A 22,208-nucleotide genomic window follows, 5' to 3' on the forward strand; every position below is an offset into this window, starting at 1 on the left:
TGATGATGCGCGGTTGCTGGCTACAGTGCTTGTTACGTGATTCATTACCATGTGAGTGGGCATGAATCCGTATCATATTTTCAAAGTCGTGCCATTGTCTGTACTGCAGATGCTGGCACGTTTTGTTGCGTGGGTTATCATTAAGATACCCAGTCTAAGTATCATGCGTACCATTCAGATCAATATGGCGCTGATTACTCATACACTGTCTGAGCAGCAAAAGCGTGTATTGACCAAAGACATTATTTATCATCAATGTCTGACCAGTATTGAATCTATAAAAAGCTGGGCGATGCCACCTGAGTGGAGTATCGCTCAGATTCGTGATGTCCATAATAAAGACATTCTTTTAGAAGGTCTTGCCAATCCAAATGGCATGCTTGCTATCGTCCCGCATCTCGGCACTTGGGAGATGATGAATGCTTGGCTCAACCAATTTGGTGCGCCAACCATTATGTATAAGCCAGTTGACGGCAAATTCGCTAATGAGTTTATCCTTCAGGGTCGAGCGCGACTTAACGCGACTTTAGTACCTACTGATGGGAGCGGCGTTAAAGCCGTGTTTAAAACACTCAAGCAAGGTGGTTTTAGTATCGTACTGCCAGACCACGTTCCAGAGCCATCAGGCGGCGTTGTCGTTCCTTTCTTTGGTATCAAAACATTGACCAGTACACTTGCCTCCAAACTGGCCAGCAAAACCAAATGTGCGCTGGTTGGTTTATCTTGTATTCGCCGTACCGATGGACGCGGTTTTGACATTTACTGCTACAAACTCGATGATCCAGCCTTGTATGACCGCAATGCTGAAGTGGCGACTCATGCTCTCAATCAGGCTATGGAGCGTATGATTACAGACAACTGCAGTCATTATATGTGGGGCTATCGACGTTTTAAGCGCATACCAAACTTAGGCAATCCTTACCGAAAAGATAAAGAGACTTTAGCAGCTTTTATCCAATCTCACCATTGTAGCGTTTCTAGTCGTTCTGATAGCGATATCAACGATAGCGTTCGAAATAACAACGTTAAAATCGACAATGTTAAAAACGGTAGTACTGTTAAAAGCGATAACACTAAGCTCGACAATCATTAGTCATCACCAACCTAACGTTGCCTATTTATACATACCATCAGTTTAGACGTTCCATCAGTCACAGCTATGCTAATATTGGCTGAACTCTATATTCCTTTACTTTTATTAGTCCTTCATTTATCTGACTATTATCTCAATACGAGTGCATTATGACATCTGACGTAACTAAGACCTCATCTATAGACCCTAATCAGACCAGCACCAATGCTGCTGAACAGCGTTATATCATCTGTATGAAATGGGGCGACAAATATGGTCCTGAATACGTCAATCGTCTCTACAACATGGTTAGTCGACATCTAACCTTAGATTTCCAAATGGTTTGCTTGACAGATGACAGCACAGGTATTGACTCTGCGATTGCCTGTTATCCGATACCCGATATGGATCTACCAGCAGGTCCTGAACGTGGTTGGAAAAAACTGACTACCTTTAAGCCTGAGCTGTATAATTTAAAAGGTGTGGCCCTATTTTTAGATATCGATATCGTCATTGTTGATAATATCGATGCGTTTTTTACTTATCAAGCAGAGCATGAAGACAGTGTCGTCATCATCCGCGACTGGAAAAAACCTTGGCGCATGATTGGTAACAGCTCTGTCTATCGCTTTAATATTGGCATGAATACCTATCCTGATTTGCTGTCCAATTTTGAGCGGAACTTTGAAACCATTCGCACCCAAGTACGTCACGAGCAGGCCTATCTCTCTAACTATTTGCGTGAGCATCACCACTTAGAGTATTGGGATAAGACATGGTGTGTCAGCTTTAAATACCAATGTATTGCGCCGATTCCTTTTAACTTTGTACGCACACCTACTCTGCCAGATGATGCAAAAATCGTTATCTTCCATGGTGAGATTAACCCGCCCGATGCGATTGCTGGCAGTGGTGGTAAATGGTATCGACATGTGAAGCCAAGCCCATGGTTAAAAGACCATTGGCAATAGATATTTAGCAATTAACCATATGTAGACAATTTATAATTAGCGTAAAGGCTGTGTATTAAGATATAAGATAGGTGAAATAAACGACTGGAAAATAGTATGGCGCTATATTTAAGATTACCTGCTACCGCTGGGTTCAACATTGATAATGAGCTCATCATTATCAATGCGTTTAATGCCAATGAACCTGAACAGAGCTTGCATGGAAAAGACGTCAATATTATCGCCTCAGGACCATCTATACAGCAGCTGCCGTTAACAGAGCTACTAGATACACCTACTATTTTTGTTAATGGCAGTATCAGCCTGATTGGGCAGCATCAGTTTACCGATATTGTTGGTTACGTCATCAGTGATGCGCGCTTCATCAATCATCAGCCTGAGATTTTACGGCAGTACTATACAGGTCAACCTCTATATGCAACGCTAGCTGTCTTTGAAGCGATGGCCACTACGCACCCTGATATTATGCGAACGTACCATCATGCCATGCGGGTGTTGTACCCAGTAGATAGGCCCTGGGGAGTCAAGTCAAACAAGCTATCTTTTAATAAGCTTATCTTTAAGAAAAAATTACTTAATAAAAAAATGCCGCTATCGTACTTTATCAATAATCCAAACTTTATTATTGATAGCGATCATAAAGCGGCTGACATCGGTGTCTCTCTTAACATTACTCATGGCTTTGTGGAAGCAGGAACCGTTGCTTATGTCGCGGCGCAGTTGGCGTTTTCGCGTCAAGCAGCGAGCATTCATCTGTATGGTATTGACCTACTTAACAGTAAGCAACCACGGTTTTATGAAAATAAAAACAATGGGGCGCCAAGTATGCTCAGCAAAGTCATGCACGAGCGCATTGTCCCTTCGTTTAACTTACTCGGCAGAATCTATCAATCGCATGGTGTCCCTGTTGTCAATCACTCTCCTATCTCTAAATCGCTATTCGACACTTTCTAGTTAATAACCTCTGCTTGATGGCGTTTAATTAAGAACCACTACGATTTATAAACCCTCATTTTTATCTGAATCTAAAACAGAACCAAACGCTAAGTACTGGCTTGCAATATGTTCAGGCAGTAACTGCTGGTTTAGCGGCACGATATAATCTGTAAGGTTGTCTATGGCTTGATCAATGAGAGTGGCCAAGCCATCAATATCACCTACCGCTATTAAGTTTTCTTTAGGTAATAATTCTCTTGGCCCAAAAGGACAATCCGTACTGATTACTGGTACACCCAGTGCTTGTGCCTCTACTATGACATAACCAAAGCCTTCAAACTTAGAGGTGAGTACCATCAGTGCAGCTGATTTAATTAATGGATAAGGGTTGGTCTGAAAGCCTAAAAACTTAATACTATCGCTAATCCCAAGTTCGGTCGCAAGCTGCTTAATCTCTTCTTCAAGCCTACCTTTACCTACTAGGACTAACGGCAGTTTTCGTTCTGTTTTGGCATATGCCTGTAGTAAGTCTCGATGACCTTTCATGTCATCAAATGAGGCGACATGTATAATGTATTCTTTATCTACTAAGCCGAAATGTTCAAGATGGCTAGACGCTGCTGCTTTGGTATTTATATCAGCAGCATCACAAGGATTATAGATTGTTGTGGTTTTGGTAATATCTCCTATAAGAGTAATCAAATCTTGGCGTGCACCCTTACTTACACAGCTACAAAGATGAGCGCCATAGACCATTTTCAAATGATTTATAGTCTGTACTGGCGCCTCTAATAATTGATTTTGGAACTGCTTAGATAGCGCCGTATGCAGTACATTTACGATGTTTGGTAACTGGCTATATGTCATAATCCAGTTTATTTTATAGATATTGGCCAGTATTAAATCTGGCTTCCCTATTTGGCTAAGCACGTAAGTATCAATACGTTTAGCAACTGATTCGTATGCTTGTGCTTGCGTAGATTCTGGGTCGAGATTCTGCTCAGAAAACACCTCATCATATGGCACGATATGATATTGAACACGAGCGTCTAGTAGCATATCTTGCGTCGCTTCCAAACATAAGATATGAGTACGATAGCCCATATCTGCATAAGCGCTTGCCAAAGTCGTAACCATACGCTCAGCACCACGACCTTCAAGCGCTTTTAAAATAAATAGAATAATAGGTGGCATTAGTGTCTCAGCTTGATTTTTTAACGGTGTAGGCATGATAGGTTAGCCAAATGAATGCAACTATGGTCATAATTATTGCAGCGTTCTGACTTTATATGCTAGTCTCACCTACCGCTGGTGCTCGGCATTTACTTAGTAAAGTACGAGCAGGATTTAACGGTATCTCTATAAAAATTATAATTAGTCTAACTATCTAAATCGATTAAACCTTGTTAATAATCGCATCAGCAAATATCATAGCTGATCTAATATCTCTACTAAAATAGATATGTATCCGCAAAGAACAGGATCAGTTATGAAGCAGCCTGGTGAAAGTACATTAGACATCGTCATTGCTTGGGTAGATGGCGCAGACCCTATACTCAAACAAAAGCGAGAACAGTATAAACCAACTAAAGAAGTGGCATCTGACGCAATAACTGACACGCGTTTCGCCAGTGACGATGAGATATATTATAATATTGCTTCTATCATCAAATATGTGCCTTTTTGTCGTCATATATACATTGTCACAGATCAACAAAAGCCAGCGTTCATCGATGAGTTTGCCAAGCAAGGTATTTGTTCAGCAGATAAAATACGCATCGTTGATCATAAAGACATATTTTTAGGTTATGAGCAATTTTTGCCTACGTTTAATACCCGATCGATTGAGTCGATGATATGGAATATTGAGGGGCTATCTGATTACTTCATCTATATGAATGATGATTTCTTTTTTAACCAACCAGTAAAAATAGATGACTTTTTGGACGGTAAAAAGCTAAACATTCACGGCCACTGGCGTAAAAGTGCGGCATTAAATGCTAAGCTTAATTTCCGAAAATCGCGCTTTAAACTGTTTGGAACACCGATTCAACCAAGGCATACTATCGCCCAAATGCTAAGCGCCAAAATAATTGGTATGGATCAATTCTTTGAAATTCATCACTATCCTCATATCGTCGATAGGAACATATTGAAAGATTATTTGCTAAATCATCCTCAGCTGCTGACAGAGCAGATTAGATATAAATTTAGAGATGTGGCGCAGGTGAACCCAATAACCCTGATGAATCATCTTAAAATTCAAAAAAATGAAGCAAATCTAAAACCCGATACCTCTGTCAACTATCTAAAAAATGAAAGTAGTGTCGATGATTTTATTACTGCTTTAGAAGATAAATCTATCAAGTACGGTTGTATCCAAAGCCTAGATCTTCTTGAACCAGATTTACACAAAAAAATCAGCCAAGCTATGAAGCATAAATTTTTAGCGTATCTCCCCGTTTCTGTGACAGGAACACCAGCTAGCTGAGCTGACACAGTATCGTGATTTTAAATCTTATTTAGCACAAACCAATTTTGGATTAGATCCATTAAAGCGTAAACATTACTTGGATATATTATGAAAATAGCGGTAGTAGGTACAGGTTACGTAGGCCTATCAAATGCAATGCTATTGGCACAGCACAACGAAGTCGTCGCTGTCGACATTGTTCCTGAAAAAATCGACTTATTGAATGCTAAGCAATCCCCTATTGAAGATGAAGATATTGAAGACTTTTTATCAAATAGAAATCTCAACTTTTCTGCGACACTTGATGCATCGGCGGCCTATAAAGGCTCTGATTTTATTATTGTGGCGACACCAACTGATTATGACGCCAAGACCAATTATTTTAATACATCAACGGTAGAAGCAGTGATTGAGCAAGTACTTTTGGTCAATCAACAAGCGACTATCATTATCAAATCTACCGTACCAGTAGGGTATACAGCAAGTATTAGAGAGCGTTATGCGACTGACCACATTATCTTTTCACCCGAATTTTTGCGAGAAGGTAAAGCGCTGCATGACAACCTTTATCCTTCTCGAATCATTGTAGGTGAACAGTCAGAACGAGCTCAATTGTTCGCTAACTTACTACTTGAAGGCGCAATCAAAAAGGACGTACCGCTACTGTTTGTAAAGCCTACTGAAGCTGAGGCAATCAAGCTGTTTTCTAATACTTATTTAGCAATGCGCGTGGCCTATTTTAATGAGCTTGATACTTACGCTCAAACCTTTGGACTTGAAACCAAACAAATTATAGAAGGTATTGGGTTAGACCCGCGTATTGGTGATCATTATAACAATCCATCATTTGGCTATGGTGGCTACTGCTTACCTAAAGATACCAAACAGCTATTGGCGAACTATGACGAGGTGCCAAGTAACCTGATAAAAGCCATTGTCGACTCCAACAGAACTCGTAAAGATTTCATCGCTGATAAAATTATTGAAAGAAAACCAAAAATTGTAGGTATACACCGATTGGTTATGAAAAGCGGATCAGACAACTTTAGAGCTTCTGCGATACAAGGCATCATGAAACGTATTAAGGCAAAAGGTATCGAAGTCGTTGTTTACGAACCAGTATTGAAAGAAAGTACCTTTTTCAACTCACAAGTTATTCAAGACCTAGAAGCGTTTAAATCAATGAGTGATGTCATTGTGGCAAACCGTTTATCTGCTGAAATCGAAGATGTGGCGGACAAGGTCTTTACGCGTGATTTATTTGGGAGCGACTGATGAATATATTAGTCACTGGTGCGGCAGGTTTTATTGGTTTTCATTTAATCAAAGCCCTATTACAAATACAGCTGCCTAATAGCAATAACTGCATCGTTGGTATTGATAATATCAACGACTACTATGACGTGAGCTTAAAAAAAGAGCGCTTAAAACTACTAAACGAAATATCAGAAACAGAATACTTTACTTTCATTAAGCTAGACCTTGCTGATCGCGAAGCTATGTCTGATCTTTTTTCTACCTATCAATTCGATATTGTCATTAATTTAGGTGCCCAAGCAGGTGTGCGCTACTCTATCGAAAATCCGAATGCTTATATTGATTCAAATGTGGTTGGCTTTGTTAATATACTTGAGGGCTGCCGCCATCATGATATCAAGCATTTAATCTATGCAAGCTCCAGCTCAGTCTATGGTATGAATATAAAGCAGCCATTTACCACTGCTGATTGTGTTGATTTTCCTATCAGCTTATATGCAGCCACGAAAAAATCAAACGAGCTCATGGCTCATAGCTACAGCCATTTATATAATATCCCTACGACAGGATTAAGGTTTTTTACCGTTTACGGTCCTTATGGTCGACCTGATATGGCCTATTTTTCTTTTACCAAAAAAATTCTAGCTGGTGAGCCAATCAATGTCTTCAATAATGGTGATATGCAGCGTGACTTTACCTACATTGATGATATTGTAAAAGGTATCATTCGGATAATGGATAAAGCCCCCTCTCCTCAATACTCTACTATCACTACAGCGACCGCTCCATATAAAATATATAACATTGGCAATAACCAACCAGTAACTTTACGCCGTTTTATCACTGCCATCGAAAGCGCTTGTGGCAAAAAAGCGCAAGAGAATTTATTACCGATGCAAGCAGGTGATGTGCCTATTACTTATGCAGATATAGACGAGCTAGTAGATAATATTGATTTCAAACCTGATACCAGTATCGAAGATGGAATCACAAAATTTGTCGAATGGTACAAGCAATACTATTCAGTTTAAGCAGGAATATTTCATAAACTACTTTGGTATCAATTTTTTCGACAGACGTTTAAGCTCTAATTGCATCATACTTGTTCAAAGGATTTTAGTGACATGACTACACCTTCAAACTGGCAAAGAAAACTGCTATTGATATTTCTAAGTGAAAAAAGATTGAATGCGGGTAAGATTGTCAAAAACTATGATGGTAAAAGCTTTGATGAGATGAAAACGACAATAATCACTGAGTCATCGTGTGATATTGAAGCACTGACAGATGAGCGTAAAAGTACAGACTTAGAAATCCACTTAAATAATTTAAAGTATCAATCATTAGGAGACTCTGAGCTCTGCTTTTATCACAATACGCTTATTATATTGATGCGCCGCAAATACAAAATAGATAAAACTTTTGCTGAATTTGAGAGGCTTTGGGAATCAGAAAGCGACTATTTATTAGAGCACCTTTCGCTACGCTGGATTGTCTCAGCCTGCGATACTTTCATTGATCACTCAAATAACAGTCTTAGAGCTGCTATTTTAATGAACGTCATCACTCTAATGAATACCTTAAGAGTTCATGAGACTAAAAACTTTTTACAACTGAGCGCTAATGCTGAACCTAAGCCGTTATTAGACGAAAAAACCGACATACTGTATGCCGGCGATTTGCCTCTATACGATGGACTTACTTATTTCCGTATTGGTACCGATGATAGCTTAAGAAATATGCGTAAACGCTATAATAAATTTCAGAAAGTCGATAAATTGGCTACGACTATACTACTCGCTGTATTCGAAAAACTACAGAACAACCAGAGTGCTTTCGCTACTCTACGGCAATTGCATAGAGATGATTGGTCCAAATGGTGGTACGACTAAAGGATTGCCAAGTGGTGATGACCATTATTTTATACTTTCCATAAACGTATCATATTGCTTCGCTATTTTAACAGGTAACAAGTTTTCATCAAATGGGGCTTTAAACTGCTGGGGATTTATCATTGCTTGTTTCATTTTATCAGCTATTGCCTCTACATCATCCATTGGCATTAAGTTATTTTGAGGCAATAGCTCACTTGGGCCTGATGGGCAGTTTGTGCTGATAACAGGTGTACCTAGTACGAGAGCTTCGGCAATAACCAAAGCAAAACCTTCCCAGTTAGAGGTCAATATTTTAAATTGCGCATGCTTAATGTAGGGGAAAGGGTTGTCACGAAAACCTAAAAATACTACTTTGTTCGCTAAATTTAACTCTGTCACTAGCTGCTCTATCTCGCTCTTATGCTTGCCCTGACCTAGGAGTATTAATGGCATAGATTGATCAGTCTGTGCGTAAGCCTTTACCAATACATCATGGCGCTTTGCATCCTTAAAACTACCAACATGAATGATATAATTTTGATATTCAGGAACAAAAGCATCAGCTTGTTTTTGTATAGACTCTTTATCTATAGGGTTATAAATAGCCGTAGTTGGCGTAATATGACCAAAGCTCTTGATAAAATCCTGTTCTGCCCCTACGCTGACGCAAATACAAGGATGCTTTGCATATATCTCAGCCATTCTAGACTTTAGTTGCGTAGCAATATTGTTTTTGTGAAACTTATAAAGTAGTGACACTGTGTTGTGAATAACATAAAAAATATTAGGCAGTTTACTGTAGCTTAAGATGCTATCGGCACGATCTAGGTTGGATAAAATCATGTCAAAATGACCGATATAATTTGTTACATACTTATCCACTACGCTTGCAAAGATTTTATCGCGACGCTCTTTACCAGGAATGAGTTTGTAAGGTTTAAATTTGAGCACATGGTAATTTAAATTCGGATTCGTATCATATTGCATAAGCGGTTTAAAACGTAAAATATGAACATCATAGCCCAATTCAAAGAAACCCTGACCTAAAGTTAATACTACGCGCTCAGCACCTCCGCCTTGAAGACAGTTAATTACTAGCAGTACCTTTTTTTTGGGTTTAATATTATTCATTTTTCGCGCCGAAATGACATGGTTAGTCATAAAGAATCCTGTAAACTTAATTTAAAATAGATTAATTCTGTTAGGTACATTTTATTGTGATGTTTGTAATACGATATTATATGATTGAGAGTAATAGAAAAGAAAAATACCACTACCTCTTATAAATCAGCAATACTAAATTATAAGCAAACCTAATATCTATGTAGGGATAAAGTTGAAGTAAAGTTAATAGCAGTTAAAGATAACATTTGTATGTCTCAGATCAAAGAGTGGCAAAGAAAAGTCATATTGGTTTTTAACAGTAAAAAAACAAACGCTACTACAGTTATAAAGAAATTAATAAGAGAATTATCTATAAGATCAAAGCGACGCTCGTTACGAAACAGATGTGTGATTTTAACGTTTTAAGCAATAAACCTAAGAAGACTGACGTCACTGCCCATTTAGAGAATTTAAGACATTAGTTTATAGGCTAATCAAAGATATGTTTTTATAATCTTTTACCCTTTATCTTGTTACGTAGAAGATATAAAAAGAATAGTACATTTTCTGAGTTTAAGCAGTTACGGATGAAAAAGTCAGATTATCTTTTGCAAAGCTTGTCTTTAAAATAAATAATATCCACTTGCGACACTTTTATTGATCAGTCTCAATATCCGAACCATAAAGCTATATATTGCTTTTGCATATTAAATATTAGTAGTATGATCTGAAGTATCATGACTATCATGTTTTGTCGTATATTTATGTTATACGTTCAAGCTTAATGCTCAGATAGCCTGTTGTTATCTAAAAGTTAATTTTAGTACTTTAATACCTTTAAATTTAAAGTTAATTTTATCAATGGTATTGCTAAGTTGTTTAGTCAGTCGCTTTCCTTCTCTAAATAACTTACTGACAATTTTTTTCTCAGTTTTAGACGTTCCAAACCTGATTTTTCTTTCAGGCTCAAGATAACTTGTGAGAGGTGTAGTGAGGTTATGACGTTGACTTTGAATACAAATTGCAGGCACAATCTGATATATATTGGCTGCGTAGCTATATAGAAAATCACCAAAAACAATATGATCAACAGGAATTAGTTGATCATAGTTTCTTACTATATTTAGTAAAGTGTGAGCCGTTTCAAGTGTTATAATATAACCAGCGCAGCCTGTATGCTTTGTCGCTAGTTTTACAAGATTTCTGTCACCGATTTGTAAGCTTTTAGCGCTTCCGCTAACGTTAATGGTTTTATTATAAACTTCAAGTTTTAATATATGAGCGTCATCCGGCTTCCATTCTGAAATATTGTTCAAATAAAATTCTGAATCTTCACCAATATAAACATCATCTTCAAAAATGCAAACATAAGGATAGTTGTTATCCACTGCTAACTGCCAAATACTTGCATGACTCAAAAAACAAGCAATTTCATTTTTTCCTAATAGCGTATTCGCGATTGATATATTTAATTTTTTTGCGATAGCGTCAATTTGAGTGGCATCGATTGCATCAAAAAATTCATAAGGAATATTTTTATTTTCAAACTGCTCTGCGATGTGCTGCCTTCTATCTTGGGCATCTTTTAAACTAATAATGAGCTTTTTCATTAAATCCTCGGAAGTTCTTAGTCGACAAGAGATTAATTTTTTAATAATCTTGCGAAAAATGATTTTTTCTTATGCTTCTCAGCACGCGTGACTTTATTGCCTATATATCCTTGTTGTGATTTTTTTGGAAAACTACCAAATGGCTCAATTCGATAACTTTCTAAATCATATCCAGCAGTAAGCGCTTCATTATAGTAGGTATCGAAAAGATCGACCAAATCCTGTCTTGGATGTGGTAATACTTCGCCATCAAACCAATGCTCAATCCCTTCCTCACTCACTCTAGGTAAGGAGTACTTATGACTGAACTGCGTGCCCATATCCGAATAATGCAAAATTTTGATTTCTTCTATTGCTAAGTCTTCACCGTCGATACAGTTATAGCTATCTTGATAAGACTCAATCAGTTGCGGTTTTTTCTTAAACAAAGCCATCATCTCTTTGTGACTTTTGGGATCTTTTTTAAGTTTCTCAATAGGCAAAACCACATTCTTTGCAGCGTCGCAATCCCAAACACAGGTACATAGACGAGTCATATCGGCATTTGCTTTAGCGGCTACTATAGACTGTCCTTTGATAGGATGCTGCCATAGCTTTGCTAGATCGTCTAAAATAACAACATCAGCGTCCATATAGATCGCACGTCCAGAGTAATTGCAATACTCTGGAATCGCCCATCTAAAACCAGAAAAAGGCGTTGACCACTTAGTAGTATCCCAGCCCTTACCAGTCTCGGGATTTGAATACCAGTAGCTATCCGGATCGCGCGATAACTGCATCCATACTATTTCCACTGGCATACTAGTATGTTTATGAATACTATAATCTAGAACCATCATCTGCTCTAAATCACAGTTATTTGGGTCACAGCCAACAAAGACTTTGATGGTATCATTTGTTTTCATAATTCTATCCATTCACTGGGGCATGCTTCTATCTTCACGAATATAAAGATAGAAAGCATCAATACTAACGTTTGCTAATATGGTAATAACTATAAAGTTAAATCTATTCTTTCCAGTACTTCTCAATCCACCCTACTGGCAAGATAAAATGACGCAAATGGCGCAATGGGCGTTTCAAGTTTTTAGGTTCAGTAAGTCTTTTTAGATGGTCTTTGGCATTATCGGCGGCGTTTTTATTGTATCTACCTTCAATAGCATGCGTAGGATACAAATCACCTGGGAAAATAACAATACGAGCGCCTTTAGGAATCTTCGGTTCTTTGATGTAGTTAAGTGGAAACGGTTGGCGACATTTACGTCTAAAGTGTGCGACCCATGCCTTTGGAAATAGTTTTACACCACCTGGTGCATTACGGGTGACAAAACGCTGCTCAAAACGATATTCATCAGCGATACCTTGCGGGTCAGCTTTGAACTTCTCTTGAAGTGAAACAAGTGACCCTATCTGAAATCTAAAACAAGAAGTCTGCCCTAAGCGCTCTAATGGATTACTCGGGTTGTAAGACAAGATAACATCATCTGGCTCGCCATATTCAAAGAAAGGATCGAGGCTATCGACGATGATTACATCCAAATCTACAAATAATACTGTCCCTGTTAAATCACCGAGCTTTTCACCCCACAAACGGGATTTCGGCCACTTTCCTAACGTATTCGTCGGCATAGTGACATCTAATGGTGGCAATTCTTGACATTCGATTTCTGGACGTACATCAGTCGTATCATCCGTAAAACATACAAAACGAAATGGCGGAGTGATATTACGAGATACCATACCATATAGTTTATTGGCGTAATCAGCACCGTACTTTGTACCCCATTTAATACAAATAATTTGTTTGATATTTTTATTATCGGCTGTACTAGAATCTATTGGCATTGACTGCTCACTTTAATCGTATGAATAAATATGATAGCTATATTAGCATAAAAAAAAGACTGAACAATTATGTTCAGCCTTTTTGGTCTTTAAAGTAACGGCATTATTAATCAATAAAGCTTAACCAGTCCATATATTTCTCGTTGCGGCCATGAACTACATCAAAGTATAGGGTTTGTAGTTTTTCAGTCAACTCACCGCGGCCACCATTACCGATGATGCGATCGTCATATTCACGAATAGGCGTCACTTCAGCAGCAGTACCTGTCATAAATATCTCGTCAGCCAAATAAAACTCATCACGAGTGATACGGCGTTCGATAACATTGATACCTAGGTCAGCCGCGAACTGCAAGATAGTACGACGGGTAATACCGTCCAATGCACCACCTGATAGGTCTGGCGTATGTAGCTCACCATTTTTTACCAAAAATAAGTTCTCGCCTGCGCCCTGACATACAAATCCTTGTGGATCCATTAAGATAGCTTCGTCATAGCCATTACGCGTCACTTCTTGGTTTGCCATGATAGACACAGGGTAGTTACTAGAGGCTTTAGCCTTGCACATAGTCACGTTTGGCATGTGATGTGTATAAGATGACGTTTTTACACGGATGCCGTTTTTGATACCTTCTTCACCAAGATAAGCACCCCAATGCCAAGCAGCAACCATTGCATTGATGCTGTTATCACGTGAAGACAATCCAAGTTTTTCTGCACCTACCCAAATGAGCGGACGAATATAAGCTTCTGCCAAGTTGTTTTGCTTGACCACATCCTTGTGTGCTTGCTCTAGAGTGGCAGCATCAAAAGATACGTCCATTTGGAAGATTTTGGCTGAGCCAAGGAGACGCTCGGTATGTTCTTTTAAGCGGAAAATAGCAGTACGATTATCCGCGGTTTGGTAAGCGCGTACGCCTTCAAACACAGCCATACCGTAATGCAAGCTATGTGTAAGCACATGAACTTTAGCATCTGGCTGTTCGATCATCGTGCCATTCATCCAAAGCTTACCATCTTGTGTTGCCATATTCATTTTATTGTCCTTATGCTAGCACTGACGTCTAACTTTTTTTAGGTAGGTTTTATTTAACAGTATTGATCAACATCGTATGATAACACCGCAGCGTCAATTTTTATTGCCTAAACAACAGCTTCATTATGACAAACGACTGACAGTATTATGATGATGTGTGACCGATTATATCACTGGCCGTCTTGGCAAATGAAATCTTTTGGTTTGGCACTATATGGTTTTTAATTATATCGTTTCCAGCTACCAATTCTATCCATAGTTTTTGTTGAGGGCCTTTATTCATAGCTTCTATTTATCGTAACGCATTACAGTTTAAGCGTCTCTTGGACTATCGGCAAGACCTGAATCATACAAGTTTAGATATTACTCGTCGTCTGTCTCCACACCCATGAGATGCTGCCATTGTGACTGTACTAACGCTCGCGTCTCCTGCCACAATGACTCATCAACGAGCAAAGACTGCTCTGATAGTGCCAACTGATGCGTGGCAGCACGAATCCTTAGATAGGCATCGGTCAAATCCTGACAGACTTGGTCATTCCAAATACCAAGCAAAGCAACTTCTGCAAAAATTCGTACATTATCGCTCCATTTGGTCAAACTTGGATATTCATGTGAGTAAGCCAATACGGCAAATTGTGCTAAGAACTCAATGTCTACAATCCCGCCTGCATCTTGTTTAAGATGAAACTTACCCGCCTCCTGCTGCCATTGGCTCGTGCCTAGATGCTTTTGCATTTTGATACGCATGCTGGTGACTTCACTACGTACTTGATCCAATGTCCGTGGCAATGATAATACGTCGCGGCGAATATCGCAAAAGCGTGCAGTGACTCGTCTGTCTCCGCAAATTGCACGAGCACGTACCAACGCTTGATGCTCCCATGACCATGCTTTATCCATTTGATAGGTTTCAAAGGCATGACAAGACACCACCATCATGCCAGCATTTCCTGAAGGTCGTAGACGCATATCAATCTCATAGGCACGGCCATCACGTGTTTGAGTATTGAGATAATTCATCAGCTTTTGTACAAGACGCGCGGCAAACTTCATACCACTGACTGATTTTTCACCAGTGGTCATGCCTTGCTCTTTTATCTTGTGTAGGAATACCAAGTCCAAATCTGAAGAATACGACAACTCTAAACCACCAAGCTTGCCATAACCGATAATCGCAAAGCCGCAGTCCGCTTCAGTGACTGGGTCGCCATCTTGGCCAATAGGATACCCATAACGATTAACAATCTCTGCAAAAGCGCGCTCTAATGCTGCTTCTAGTACGACTTCAGCGATATAAGTCAATGAATCCGACACTTTCATTATCGGACGCTCAGCCAATACATCACTAGCAGCGACCGCCAACACCTGATTCTTTTTGAACAGGCGTAGGACGCTCAATAGCTCTTCTTCATCGTTTGGCTCGACGCGTAGTAATTGTTGGCGCAAGATATCACGTAGCTCACGCTTATCTGGCAGATGGCGATAACGCTGCTGCAGAAAAGTATCCAATAATACAGGATACTGAGCCAACTCTTTTGCGATCCACGGGCTGGCAGATAGCATTGGAATCAGCTCAATCGTTGCATTAGGGTTTTCAGCAATCATGACCAAGTAGATAGAACGGCGACAAATCGCTTCAAGCAGTGAGATCAATCTTGGTAAAGCAGTATTGGCAAGTTGCTGCTGTTCTTGATGCGCTAACAACGCATGGACAATAACAGGATACGCATCGTCTAAACGCTCTCTGGCCTCATCACTTAAGTTAGCCACCATTTTTGATTGCCAAAAGTTCTGTAGTAACTTGCGATTTTCTTCTGTCAGCACTTCATTTAAACGAGCAATTTGCTCATCTAAGTGCTCTGGTTCTAGATCGGTATCTTCATTATCAGGTATTTGACGTTCAGTGACCATACGCTCAAACGGCACATTGACACTGTCGCGATGAAGATTAAGCTGATCTAATAACGCATGCCAGTTTTCAAAATTCAGCGTCACTGCTAGATTATGCTGCCACTGCTCATCGTGTGGTAAGCGCTGGGTCTGTTGGTCATTAATCGCTTGAATAGCGTGCTCAAGCCGACGTAAAAACCGATACGCGGCCTGTAGCTGCTCATAAGTTGAATGCTCCAGATAGCCAAGCTCACACAATACTTGCATCGCTTGTAAGCAAGGTTTGATTTGCAGCTGTGGATGCCGGCCGCCATAGATAAGCTGGAATGCCTGTACGATAAACTCAATATCTCTAATACCACCCGCACCAAGCTTGATATTGTCCAAATCTTCACGCTGTGCAACTTGGTTTTGAATAAGAGATTTCATCTCTCTCAATGCCGAAAACGCACTGTAGTCCACGTAATAACGAAAGACAAATGGCTTAATCAGCGCTTGTATCTCTTCATAAAATGGCTGGTCTATTTGTCCGACTACGCGCGCTTTTAACCAAGCAAAACGCTCCCATGCACGCCCATGCATCGTAAAGTATTTTTGTAATGCGGACAGATGAATGGCTAAATCACTTCCATCACCCCATGGACGTAAGCGCATATCTACTCGAAAGACAAAACCGTCAGCGGTCTTGTTATCAAGCAGTTTAATAATGCCTTGACCCAATCTGGTCATAAAGCGTTTGTTGTCTATGCTACGTGTGCCTTTTGCCTTATTGCCATTGGTCTCGCCGCGTGCTTGATGCACAAATATTAGGTCAATATCACTTGATAAATTCAGCTCTTGCGCACCAAGTTTACCCATGGCCATGATTGCCATATCATCGATTTGTATATTGCCTTGTTCATTGATAAAGGTCGGCTCGCCATATTTAGCAACCAAGTGCTGATAGGTATAATCCTTAGCAAAAGAGATACAACCATCTGCAAATTCAGACAACTCATCGGTCAGCTGCTCTAGACTGATCGCTTGCAAGGCGTCTTGCCAAATCCAGCGCATCATTAGTAGCGTGCGCAAGTGACGCAGACCACTCATGACCTTGATTTCATCAGCAAGTTGATAGTTCTCATCTAGCGTATAATCTTGTATCAGATCATCGATTTGCTGACGGGTCAGCGTACTATTCAATGGATAGCTACGCAAAAACGTCTGACATGAGACGGTCCGACTCTCCCAAATCTGATAAGCAAATTCGCTCGCTGTCTGCAGGACTTGCAGTTGTTCTACGGTAGGCTGATAATCTGTACCATTGTTCACACGTGAGGGCATAGCAGGTAACATAGTGACAAAAACTCCTTACATAGAATGGTAAGACTACGTGAACCTAGCTCATAAGTTTATTGTTTTTTCTTACGAGGCAGTCACAGCATCAAATAATAATACTCAATGTGCCTACACTTGAGATAAAACCACGTTAAATAACAGTGACTCTACTTGGTTTGCGGCGCTTTATGTTAGCATAAACAACTTTGATAGAGACGACGCGCCGCTCTTTTATGACATAACGATATTTGATGTGACAGTATGATCCGCTGCATGTCTCATTATCAGTATAAATTCTGTTTTCTGTCACGCAAATTTGCACACAAGCACTATAATAATAACGACCAAATGACTTTATACAAAGCATTTATAGCAACTCGGCCATAATTTCTAAACTCTTATTTATAATATGTGATACCGCGCCTTATGACGACCACTACCCCGTTACTACTGATTACTGCTGACCCTAGTCACCCATTGGCACACTTAGCGTTACGCTACGCACGTGCTTATCTGAAGGGCGCAGCGAATAGTCATGATATTGATAACAATGACACTAATAGCATAGGTAGCAGCGATAATGCTACCTCTGAACAACCCCTGCTCAATGTCTTCTTTTATGGTGATTCGGCTCACATAGCCAATCGATTACGTTGGCAGTCAGCCGATCAATTAGACTTGACCAAAGAATGGCAGTCATTGGCTGAGCAGTATCAATTACCCCTGCCTGTCTGTGTCAGTACAGCCCTTAGCCGCGGCGTGAGTGATGTAGACAATAGCTCACGCCATCAGCTTGACGGTGCCAATCTTGCGACAGGGTTTACCTTAGTGGGACTCAGTGAGCTTGCGATGATGATGCAAGATGACAGTCGTTTGATACAGTTTTGATAGCGTGTCGTTTGATGGTTTGTCTATTAACATCACTGGTAGCGGTAAATATTTTTAGGAATAGATTATGAGATTATTAATTCAGCTGCACACGCCCACTGAAGCAGCAAGCTACGAAGGTTGTGCGCTTGCGCTAACTTTAGCGACATTTGGTCATGAGGTGCAATTGTTCTTAGATGCGCCTGTCTTTGGCTTATTGATGCAATCTGACTCGCGGCTACATGGCATGATTCAATCACTTGAGCTTTACGATATGCCCGCAGCTTGGCTACCTGATGATGTCTTTAGTGGCTGGGTCACTGGTATGTTACCGACAGATCTGGCATTACAGCTCACACTCGTGCCAGAGGTCATCAACTCACAAGACTTTGAGCAGATACTTACCTTTTAAGACGCTGTATAACTTAGATTTATAAAATAATAAAGCACGTAATTGGACACCTTTATGGCAACTTTATATCAATTGCATAGCACGATGGCTACCCTTAGACGCAGTACTGAAGAGATGTCTCGCACTTGGCGCACGGGCGACAGTATCCTCTTGCTTGGCAGCACTCCTGCTTTTATCGATTGGCTCAATGCTTATTTAAATGATAGCGATATCGAGGATATTGCTGGTATTTACGCATTAGCAGATGACATCGCACAGCTCACGGCAAATACAACTGGCAAGCTTAATTTAGAGACTAAGTTGACTGCTATTTTAACCGACGCAGAATGGGTCGAATTGACTCAGAGCAGTCAGTTTGACAAAGTGGTGACGATTGCCTTATGAGTAACGACATGACCATTCACAATGCTACATTATCAGCGGCTGATATCGAATTAGATCAAGACGGCCATCTGTGTGACCATACGATTTGGACACCTGTGATTGCGCAGCAATTGGCAGACACACTAGAAGTCAATCTAAGCGATGAGCATTTAGAAGTTTTGCAACAAGTGCGCGCGTTTTTTGATAAATTTAATCACGCGCCAGCAACCCGTCCATTAATCAAATGGCTACAAAAGACTTTGCCAGAACTCGATATTAGCAATCAAAAGCTACAGCAATTGTTTAATACAGGTTTGGTTGCGCGTCATGTCAATCGCTTGGCAGGACTACCCAAACCACCAAATTGTTTATAAGTACTTTATAAGCGATCAAATACAATCAATGTCGCACTAGAAACTCATCATATGTACATGAGCAGTATCTAATATTTTACTGCTCATTAAGTACGCAAATACTTTTAAGTCTATAGTTATTGCTTTATAGAAACGCTATTTTGGGTCATAGACTGTCAACGTCTCATAACCGACACTACGACCCTCATCGCCTGTAAATCCTTGCTGTCGCCATATTTCGTACAAACAAATGGCTACGCTATTCGATAAGTTTAAACTACGCGAGTCAGCTAGCATGGGCAGTCTTAGCCAGTTATCAGCACCGATATCTTCGCGTATATCATCTGCCAAACCTGCTGTCTCAGAACCGAAAACTAGCGCAATATTGGGCATAACAGAATTATCAGATGCGTCAGAGTCCGAGTTTTTGCCAAAGTCATAATCGTAAAACGGTTTGCTTAGCTTGGTTGTCAATGCCGTAACGACATGGCAGTCAGCAGCTTGCAATGCTTGACTTGCAGCTGTCCAATCATCATGCACCTGTAAATGAGCATATTCATGATAATCCAGACCTGCGCGGCGTAGTTTTTTGTCATCAAGCTCAAACCCTAATGGTCTAACTAAATGTAGCTGTGCCCCGCTATTGGCACACAGTCGAATAATATTGCCAGTGTTACTCGGCATTTTTGGTGCTACTAGCACAATATGGATGGTCATTCTTACTCCAAAAATATTCAGCGCTCTATTATTTAAGTTTATGAGCGGTAGGTAATCGAAAGTTACAGTTTACTGCCAATAATTACATTTTGATACTGTGCAGCGTTTTTAACTTTCATTATGATGTCTGTAATGGATAACGCGATAGCATTTATGTATGACTGTCACATCCAATACCTCTTCAGTGAAGCTTGAGCACGATGCTCAGCATCACTGTTGTTACTTATAACCACTCACTTATTTTTGGGGATACTATTATGAAAAAAGTAATCATCGCATCTTTAACTGCTATGTTCGTTTTAACTGGTTGCAACACGTTCAAAGGCCTTGGCCAAGACGTGTCAAGCGCTGGAAATGCTGTAACTGGCGGTGCACAAGACGTACAAGATAAAATCTAAGGTCTGCTTTTTTTAGATTTTTAAAAAGGCTTATCATTCATTTGATAAGTCTTTTTTGTGTTCTTACTTCGCTGCTGTTAAACAATTACTCAAGCACGATTTTATAAAAACGCGCGTAATATCTGATTGAGATAACGCTGACCTAATACCGTCGGTTGCAACTGCGTATCACTATCTACCAACAACCCTTGTTTGACCAGACTGTTTACTTGTTCAGCAATACTATCAATGGTTAATCCAGTTCTCTCTTCAAACAGTGACCAAGCGACGCCGCCATGTAAGCGCAGCGCGTTTAGCATAAATTCACTCACTAACTCCTCTTGATCAATCGCTTGCCAGCCAACCATCTTTGGTGTGATTTGGCGTATGTCAGATTTCTCTGTGGCATCTGGATTTATTACTACATAATCTTTTGGCAAACGTGATTTGCTAAAGCGATAGATACCTGACGCTATTAAAAAGTCATCTTCCATTTTATCTTTTACGTCTGACGAGTTACTACCATTGCTATCGTTACGACCAATCGTTACTTTACCATGTGCCCCAGCGCCGATTGCTAAATAGTCGCCAAACTGCCAATAGTTGATATTATGACGACATGGTTTATCTGACGCACCTGTCCATGCCGACACCTCATAATTACTATAGCCTAATTGCTGCAATAACGATTGCCCTGCTTGTTCGATATCTGCCAAATTGTCTTCATCGGGTAAAATAGGCTGGCTACGGTAAAACACGGTATTTGGCTCAATAGTCAGTTGATACCAAGAGATATGCGTTGCGCCAGCATCATGCGCCATTTGGATATCTTCTAGCGCTTCATTCATGGTTTGCTGCGGTAGACCGTGCATCAGGTCGACGTTGACCCGTACAAACCCAGCCGCTTTGGCAGCTCGAATTGCTGATAACGCTTGCACAGGATCGTGGATACGCCCAAGTACTTTAAGCTTATCAGCGGCAAAGCTTTGTACACCGATAGACAGACGATTGATACCAACTTCTAAATACTGCGCGAATGGCGCATGCTCAAGCGTGCCCGGATTGGCCTCCATCGTGACTTCGATGTCTTCTGCAAATTCAAAACATGTACGTAACCCAGTAAACAATCGCTGATACTGAGAAATGGGTAGCAAAGACGGCGTACCACCACCGATAAATATCGAACCAATTTTTCGGCCCTGAGTTAAAGGTTGCTGCATCGCGGCATCTAACAGTAACGCATCGACATAATCTTCATACATGGATAGTTCGCTGTCCATCGGTAGCTCATGCGAATTAAAATCGCAATAAGGACACTTCTTCACACACCACGGAATGTGAATGTAAAGAGACAATGGAATGTCGGTCACGTCTACCGCGATAGTATCCGTCGTTGGTTCAGTAAGGATTAACGTATTCAGGTCATTTGGCATGCTGTCTGTATTTACTTTGGGCATAAATAAACTTATTTTGTAGTGATCAATAATGATCGGTCTTGAAAGTAACGCTAGGATAGCGACTAGATGAGATAAAGAAAAGCCTATCTCTCATAAAACTATTAACAAAAACACGTAGAAACGCCCTATTCACCATCGCAACTTATGGGCAGTATATAGAGGGTCCGTTAAAAAAAGCCTCTACTAAAAACAGAAACTGTTTAAAACATGTTTGAGGGTGAGTCAATAGAAACTAACCCTAATAATTTTAAGAACGAATTGAAGAATAAATAAA

The 22,208-nt window shown here is 40.1% G+C and carries 21 protein-coding genes; 12 read left to right on the forward strand and 9 right to left on the reverse strand.

What is annotated here, in order from left to right:
• Nucleotides 1-61: 61 nt before the first annotated feature.
• The 3 genes from JMX07_RS08655 to JMX07_RS08665 all read left to right on the forward strand — a co-directional run bounded on the left by JMX07_RS08655 (nucleotide 62) and on the right by JMX07_RS08665 (nucleotide 2,997).
• Entirely contained in the window at nucleotides 62-1,093 is a 1,032-nt protein-coding gene (locus JMX07_RS08655) for a lysophospholipid acyltransferase family protein (RefSeq protein ID WP_201607448.1), read from the forward strand.
• Between the two features lie 149 nt (nucleotides 1,094-1,242).
• On the forward strand, nucleotides 1,243-2,043 hold the full coding sequence (locus JMX07_RS08660; RefSeq protein WP_134292193.1) for a glycosyltransferase: 801 nt from the start codon (nucleotides 1,243-1,245) through the stop codon (nucleotides 2,041-2,043).
• 96 nt (nucleotides 2,044-2,139) lie between these two features.
• The gene (locus JMX07_RS08665; RefSeq protein ID WP_201607450.1) at nucleotides 2,140-2,997 is read left to right on the forward strand and encodes a hypothetical protein; all 858 of its coding nucleotides are present in this window, start codon (nucleotides 2,140-2,142) and stop codon (nucleotides 2,995-2,997) included.
• 45 nt (nucleotides 2,998-3,042) lie between these two features.
• On the opposite strand, the gene JMX07_RS08670 is transcribed toward JMX07_RS08665, so the two are convergent.
• A complete protein-coding gene (locus JMX07_RS08670) occupies nucleotides 3,043-4,209 on the reverse strand; it encodes a glycosyltransferase (protein ID WP_227684735.1) in 1,167 nt (388 codons plus the stop codon).
• Between the two features lie 259 nt (nucleotides 4,210-4,468).
• Between JMX07_RS08670 and JMX07_RS08675 the strand changes: the two genes are divergently transcribed.
• The 4 genes from JMX07_RS08675 (at nucleotide 4,469) to JMX07_RS08690 (ending at nucleotide 8,601) form a co-directional block, all read left to right on the forward strand.
• Nucleotides 4,469-5,470: a Stealth CR1 domain-containing protein gene (locus tag JMX07_RS08675; RefSeq protein WP_201607452.1), complete on the forward strand. Its 1,002-nt coding sequence runs from the start codon at nucleotides 4,469-4,471 to the stop codon at nucleotides 5,468-5,470.
• A 90-nt stretch (nucleotides 5,471-5,560) separates the two neighbouring features.
• Nucleotides 5,561-6,727 (forward strand): nucleotide sugar dehydrogenase, encoded by a 1,167-nt coding sequence (locus JMX07_RS08680; protein ID WP_101204432.1) that lies wholly within the window; start codon nucleotides 5,561-5,563, stop codon nucleotides 6,725-6,727.
• Nucleotides 6,727-7,740: an NAD-dependent epimerase gene (locus JMX07_RS08685; protein WP_101204431.1), complete on the forward strand. Its 1,014-nt coding sequence runs from the start codon at nucleotides 6,727-6,729 to the stop codon at nucleotides 7,738-7,740. The genes JMX07_RS08680 and JMX07_RS08685 overlap by 1 nt, the downstream gene beginning before the upstream one ends.
• A 93-nt stretch (nucleotides 7,741-7,833) precedes the next feature.
• Entirely contained in the window at nucleotides 7,834-8,601 is a 768-nt protein-coding gene (locus tag JMX07_RS08690; RefSeq protein ID WP_101204430.1) for a hypothetical protein, read from the forward strand.
• Between the two features lie 24 nt (nucleotides 8,602-8,625).
• Here the strand turns inward: JMX07_RS08690 and JMX07_RS08695 are convergent, their stop codons facing one another.
• The 6 genes from JMX07_RS08695 to glnE form a co-directional block, all read right to left on the reverse strand.
• The gene (locus tag JMX07_RS08695; RefSeq protein WP_227684736.1) at nucleotides 8,626-9,744 is read right to left on the reverse strand and encodes a glycosyltransferase; all 1,119 of its coding nucleotides are present in this window, start codon (nucleotides 9,742-9,744) and stop codon (nucleotides 8,626-8,628) included.
• A 746-nt stretch (nucleotides 9,745-10,490) separates the two neighbouring features.
• The gene (locus JMX07_RS08700; RefSeq protein WP_101204429.1) at nucleotides 10,491-11,297 is read right to left on the reverse strand and encodes a glycosyltransferase family 25 protein; all 807 of its coding nucleotides are present in this window, start codon (nucleotides 11,295-11,297) and stop codon (nucleotides 10,491-10,493) included.
• Between the two features lie 32 nt (nucleotides 11,298-11,329).
• Nucleotides 11,330-12,202 carry a glycosyltransferase gene (locus tag JMX07_RS08705; RefSeq protein WP_101204428.1) on the reverse strand — a complete coding sequence of 291 codons (873 nt, stop codon included), beginning with the start codon at nucleotides 12,200-12,202 and terminating at the stop codon, nucleotides 11,330-11,332.
• Nucleotides 12,203-12,305: 103 nt separating this feature from the next.
• Nucleotides 12,306-13,142: a glycosyl transferase gene (locus tag JMX07_RS08710; protein WP_101204427.1), complete on the reverse strand. Its 837-nt coding sequence runs from the start codon at nucleotides 13,140-13,142 to the stop codon at nucleotides 12,306-12,308.
• 106 nt (nucleotides 13,143-13,248) lie between these two features.
• The gene (locus tag JMX07_RS08715) at nucleotides 13,249-14,178 is read right to left on the reverse strand and encodes a branched-chain amino acid transaminase (protein WP_201607454.1); all 930 of its coding nucleotides are present in this window, start codon (nucleotides 14,176-14,178) and stop codon (nucleotides 13,249-13,251) included.
• Between the two features lie 363 nt (nucleotides 14,179-14,541).
• Nucleotides 14,542-17,406, reverse strand: a complete 2,865-nt coding sequence (gene glnE, locus JMX07_RS08720) for a bifunctional [glutamate--ammonia ligase]-adenylyl-L-tyrosine phosphorylase/[glutamate--ammonia-ligase] adenylyltransferase (protein WP_201607455.1) — start codon at nucleotides 17,404-17,406, stop codon at nucleotides 14,542-14,544.
• A 408-nt stretch (nucleotides 17,407-17,814) separates the two neighbouring features.
• Here glnE and tusD point away from each other — a divergent pair, with 408 nt between their 5' ends.
• The 4 genes from tusD to JMX07_RS08740 all read left to right on the forward strand — a co-directional run bounded on the left by tusD (nucleotide 17,815) and on the right by JMX07_RS08740 (nucleotide 19,404).
• The gene (tusD, locus tag JMX07_RS08725; RefSeq protein WP_201607457.1) at nucleotides 17,815-18,276 is read left to right on the forward strand and encodes a sulfurtransferase complex subunit TusD; all 462 of its coding nucleotides are present in this window, start codon (nucleotides 17,815-17,817) and stop codon (nucleotides 18,274-18,276) included.
• 67 nt (nucleotides 18,277-18,343) lie between these two features.
• Nucleotides 18,344-18,667: a hypothetical protein gene (locus JMX07_RS08730; protein ID WP_201607459.1), complete on the forward strand. Its 324-nt coding sequence runs from the start codon at nucleotides 18,344-18,346 to the stop codon at nucleotides 18,665-18,667.
• Nucleotides 18,668-18,721: 54 nt separating this feature from the next.
• Nucleotides 18,722-19,051 carry a hypothetical protein gene (locus JMX07_RS08735; RefSeq protein ID WP_201607461.1) on the forward strand — a complete coding sequence of 110 codons (330 nt, stop codon included), beginning with the start codon at nucleotides 18,722-18,724 and terminating at the stop codon, nucleotides 19,049-19,051.
• Between the two features lie 8 nt (nucleotides 19,052-19,059).
• A complete protein-coding gene (locus JMX07_RS08740) occupies nucleotides 19,060-19,404 on the forward strand; it encodes a TusE/DsrC/DsvC family sulfur relay protein (RefSeq protein WP_201607528.1) in 345 nt (114 codons plus the stop codon).
• 135 nt (nucleotides 19,405-19,539) lie between these two features.
• Here the strand turns inward: JMX07_RS08740 and JMX07_RS08745 are convergent, their stop codons facing one another.
• Nucleotides 19,540-20,100, reverse strand: a complete 561-nt coding sequence (locus JMX07_RS08745; protein ID WP_201607463.1) for a tRNA (cytidine(34)-2'-O)-methyltransferase — start codon at nucleotides 20,098-20,100, stop codon at nucleotides 19,540-19,542.
• A gap of 257 nt (nucleotides 20,101-20,357) precedes the next feature.
• Here JMX07_RS08745 and JMX07_RS08750 point away from each other — a divergent pair, with 257 nt between their 5' ends.
• Entirely contained in the window at nucleotides 20,358-20,498 is a 141-nt protein-coding gene (locus JMX07_RS08750) for an entericidin A/B family lipoprotein (RefSeq protein WP_101204419.1), read from the forward strand.
• 101 nt (nucleotides 20,499-20,599) lie between these two features.
• On the opposite strand, the gene hemW is transcribed toward JMX07_RS08750, so the two are convergent.
• Nucleotides 20,600-21,910 (reverse strand): radical SAM family heme chaperone HemW, encoded by a 1,311-nt coding sequence (gene hemW, locus JMX07_RS08755; protein WP_201607536.1) that lies wholly within the window; start codon nucleotides 21,908-21,910, stop codon nucleotides 20,600-20,602.
• Between the last annotated feature and the right edge of the window lie 298 nt (nucleotides 21,911-22,208).

The sequence above is a fragment of the Psychrobacter immobilis genome (assembly GCF_904846235.1).
GTDB lineage: Bacteria > Pseudomonadota > Gammaproteobacteria > Pseudomonadales > Moraxellaceae > Psychrobacter > Psychrobacter immobilis_C.

Coding starts and splice junctions, on each gene's coding strand:
- JMX07_RS08715 (WP_201607454.1), bottom strand. CDS start 14,178: ATGAATATGGCAACACAAGATGGTAAGCTTTGGATGAATGGCACGATG.
- JMX07_RS08660 (WP_134292193.1), top strand. CDS start 1,243: ATGACATCTGACGTAACTAAGACCTCATCTATAGACCCTAATCAGACC.
- JMX07_RS08735 (WP_201607461.1), top strand. CDS start 18,722: ATGGCAACTTTATATCAATTGCATAGCACGATGGCTACCCTTAGACGC.
- JMX07_RS08700 (WP_101204429.1), bottom strand. CDS start 11,297: ATGAAAAAGCTCATTATTAGTTTAAAAGATGCCCAAGATAGAAGGCAG.
- JMX07_RS08730 (WP_201607459.1), top strand. CDS start 18,344: ATGAGATTATTAATTCAGCTGCACACGCCCACTGAAGCAGCAAGCTAC.
- JMX07_RS08690 (WP_101204430.1), top strand. CDS start 7,834: ATGACTACACCTTCAAACTGGCAAAGAAAACTGCTATTGATATTTCTA.
- JMX07_RS08740 (WP_201607528.1), top strand. CDS start 19,060: ATGACCATTCACAATGCTACATTATCAGCGGCTGATATCGAATTAGAT.
- JMX07_RS08665 (WP_201607450.1), top strand. CDS start 2,140: ATGGCGCTATATTTAAGATTACCTGCTACCGCTGGGTTCAACATTGAT.
- JMX07_RS08745 (WP_201607463.1), bottom strand. CDS start 20,100: ATGACCATCCATATTGTGCTAGTAGCACCAAAAATGCCGAGTAACACT.
- JMX07_RS08750 (WP_101204419.1), top strand. CDS start 20,358: ATGAAAAAAGTAATCATCGCATCTTTAACTGCTATGTTCGTTTTAACT.
- JMX07_RS08680 (WP_101204432.1), top strand. CDS start 5,561: ATGAAAATAGCGGTAGTAGGTACAGGTTACGTAGGCCTATCAAATGCA.
- glnE (WP_201607455.1), bottom strand. CDS start 17,406: ATGTTACCTGCTATGCCCTCACGTGTGAACAATGGTACAGATTATCAG.
- JMX07_RS08670 (WP_227684735.1), bottom strand. CDS start 4,209: ATGCCTACACCGTTAAAAAATCAAGCTGAGACACTAATGCCACCTATT.
- JMX07_RS08655 (WP_201607448.1), top strand. CDS start 62: ATGAATCCGTATCATATTTTCAAAGTCGTGCCATTGTCTGTACTGCAG.
- tusD (WP_201607457.1), top strand. CDS start 17,815: ATGACGACCACTACCCCGTTACTACTGATTACTGCTGACCCTAGTCAC.
- JMX07_RS08685 (WP_101204431.1), top strand. CDS start 6,727: ATGAATATATTAGTCACTGGTGCGGCAGGTTTTATTGGTTTTCATTTA.
- JMX07_RS08675 (WP_201607452.1), top strand. CDS start 4,469: ATGAAGCAGCCTGGTGAAAGTACATTAGACATCGTCATTGCTTGGGTA.
- JMX07_RS08710 (WP_101204427.1), bottom strand. CDS start 13,142: ATGCCAATAGATTCTAGTACAGCCGATAATAAAAATATCAAACAAATT.
- hemW (WP_201607536.1), bottom strand. CDS start 21,910: ATGCCAAATGACCTGAATACGTTAATCCTTACTGAACCAACGACGGAT.
- JMX07_RS08705 (WP_101204428.1), bottom strand. CDS start 12,202: ATGAAAACAAATGATACCATCAAAGTCTTTGTTGGCTGTGACCCAAAT.
- JMX07_RS08695 (WP_227684736.1), bottom strand. CDS start 9,744: ATGACTAACCATGTCATTTCGGCGCGAAAAATGAATAATATTAAACCC.